The organism is Frankia sp. CcWB2 (assembly GCF_977927585.1).
Window position 1 is genome coordinate 2,600 of record NZ_CDWRCM010000037.1, and the last position, 2,298, is coordinate 4,897.

Here is a 2,298-nt window from a genome sequence, read left to right on the forward strand (position 1 = left end):
CTACTCCATCTTCAAGGCGGTCGGGGTCGTCGGTGACGACGAGTTGATCAATGGTTACCGCCGTTTCGGCGAGCGGCTCCAGGGCCACCCGACGCCTGTCCTGCCGTGGGTCGACGTCGCGACCGGGTCGCTCGGGCAGGGCCTGCCCGACGGCGTGGGCGTCGCGCTCGCCGGTAAGTACCTGGACAAAGTGCCCTACCGAGTCTGGGTGATCTGCGGTGACAGCGAGATGGCGGAGGGCTCGGTCTGGGAGGCACTGGACAAGGCCTCCTACTACAACCTCTCCAACCTCATCGCGATCGTCGACGTCAACCGGCTCGGCCAGCGCGGCCCGACCGAGCTCGGCTGGGACCTCGACACCTACGCCAAGCGGGTGGAGTCCTTCGGCGCCCGCGCGGTCGTCGTCGACGGCCACGACATCGCCGCGATCGACGCGGTGCTCGCCGACGCCGAGGACGTCACCCGGCCGACCGTCATCCTCGCCCGCACCCGCAAGGGCGAGGGCTTCTCCGAGGCCGCGGACGTCGAGGGCTGGCACGGCAAGCCGTTCCCCGCCGACATGGCCGACCGCGCCATCGCCGAGCTCGGCGGCCTGCGTGACCTGCGGGTTCGCGGTCCGGTGCCGCCCGCGGACCTTCCCCGACCGGCGCCGGTCGAGCGGCCCGCCATCACGCTGCCCACCTACGATCTCGGCGCCAAGGTGGCGACTCGGCGCGCCTACGGCCAGGCGCTCGCCGCGCTCGGAGCCCGCACCGACGTGGTGGCGCTCGACGCGGAGGTCAGCAACTCGACCTACTCCGAGGACTTCGCCAAGATCTATCCGGACCGCTTCTTCGAGATCTTCATCGCCGAGCAGCAGCTCGTCGCGGCGGCGGTCGGGCTGTCGGTGCGTGGCTACGTGCCCTTCGCCTCCACGTTCGCGGCGTTCTTCTCCCGGGCCTACGACTTCATCCGGATGGCGGCGATCTCCCAGGCCGACATCCGGCTGTCCGGCAGCCACGCGGGAGTCGAGATCGGCGCCGACGGGCCGTCGCAGATGGCGCTCGAGGACCTCGCCATGATGCGGGCGGTCGGCGGCTCGACGGTGCTCTACCCGAGCGACGCGACGTCCGCCGCGAAGCTCGTCGAGGCGATGACGGATCTGCCCGGGGTCAGCTACCTGCGCACCACCCGTGGCGCCTACCCCGTGCTCTATGGCCCGGACGAGCCGTTTGCCCCCGGTGGTTCCAAGGTGCTCCGCCGATCGGACGCCGACACCGTCACGCTCATCGGTGCCGGTGTCACCCTGCACGAGTCGCTGGCCGCGGCGGGCACGCTCGCGGCCGAGGGGATCGCGGCCCGCGTGGTCGACCTGTATTCCGTGAAGCCGGTCGACGCGGCGACGCTCGCCGACGCCGCCCGGGCCACCGGCGGGCGCATCGTCGTCACCGAGGATCACTACCCGGAGGGCGGACTGGCCAGCGCGGTGCTGGAATCGCTCAGCGACGGCAGCGTGCCGCTGTCGGTCCGTCATCTTGCGGTGCGGTCGCTGCCGGGTTCCGGGGCGTCGCAGGAGCTCTTGGACGCGGCCGGCATCTCCGCGAAGCACATCGTCGAGGCTGCCCGCGGCCTGCTGCGCTGACCCGTCCAGGGCCAGCGGCCGGCCGGCGGGCGGGGGAAGGCACAAGGCTGACATCCGGCGGGACCGGGGGAGATCCCCCGGTCCCGCCTTCGTCGTTGTCGCATGCCTGACCAGGCGTGAGCATGAGCAGGATCGGTGGGGACGTCCGGCGACGGGTACCTCGCACCCGGTCAGGGCACCCGGTCAGGCCTGCGCCAACCCGTCGGGCCCGGTCCCGCGGGCCGTCCGTCAGTCGTCTCCGGCTGGGGCGGGTGCTCCACCGAAGGTCATGTCGACCAGGGTGAGGTAGAGTCGGTCCGGGCGCGGCAGAAACTTGATCTTGGAAAGTGCCTGGTCCTGGCCGGCGGACTCCACGACGAACTCGCCGTACCCGAGCAACCGGCCAAGCGGGTCCCGGTTGTACGTGAGATCCGTGATCTTGGACAGTGGCATCGTCTGGACCTTGCGGAAGAAGATCCCGGACACCTTCAGTAGTCGCTTGTCAGTGATCATAAGGTGCTCGAACTGCCAATCGACGACCCCCCACAGCATCCTCAAGATCATGAAGAGGGCGAAGTACCACAGCAGCGTGGTGATGATGCCGGCGTCAACGTCCTGCGAGGCGAGCAGGATGTTCGCCACGAGCGCGAGCAGTACGGCCCCGATGGTCTGCAGGAAGACAGGTAGCAGGACCGCCC

Annotated in this window: 2 protein-coding genes; one reads left to right on the top strand and one right to left on the bottom strand. The window is 70.1% G+C overall.

The window, feature by feature from the left end:
* On the top strand, positions 1–1,621 hold a 1,621-nt coding region (locus ACY45C_RS06140; protein ID WP_462186680.1), incomplete at its 5' end, for a transketolase.
* A 228-nt stretch (positions 1,622–1,849) separates the two neighbouring features.
* Here the strand turns inward: ACY45C_RS06140 and ACY45C_RS06145 are convergent.
* The coding region (locus tag ACY45C_RS06145) for a PH domain-containing protein (protein WP_462186681.1) at positions 1,850–2,298 on the bottom strand (449 nt) is incomplete at its 5' end.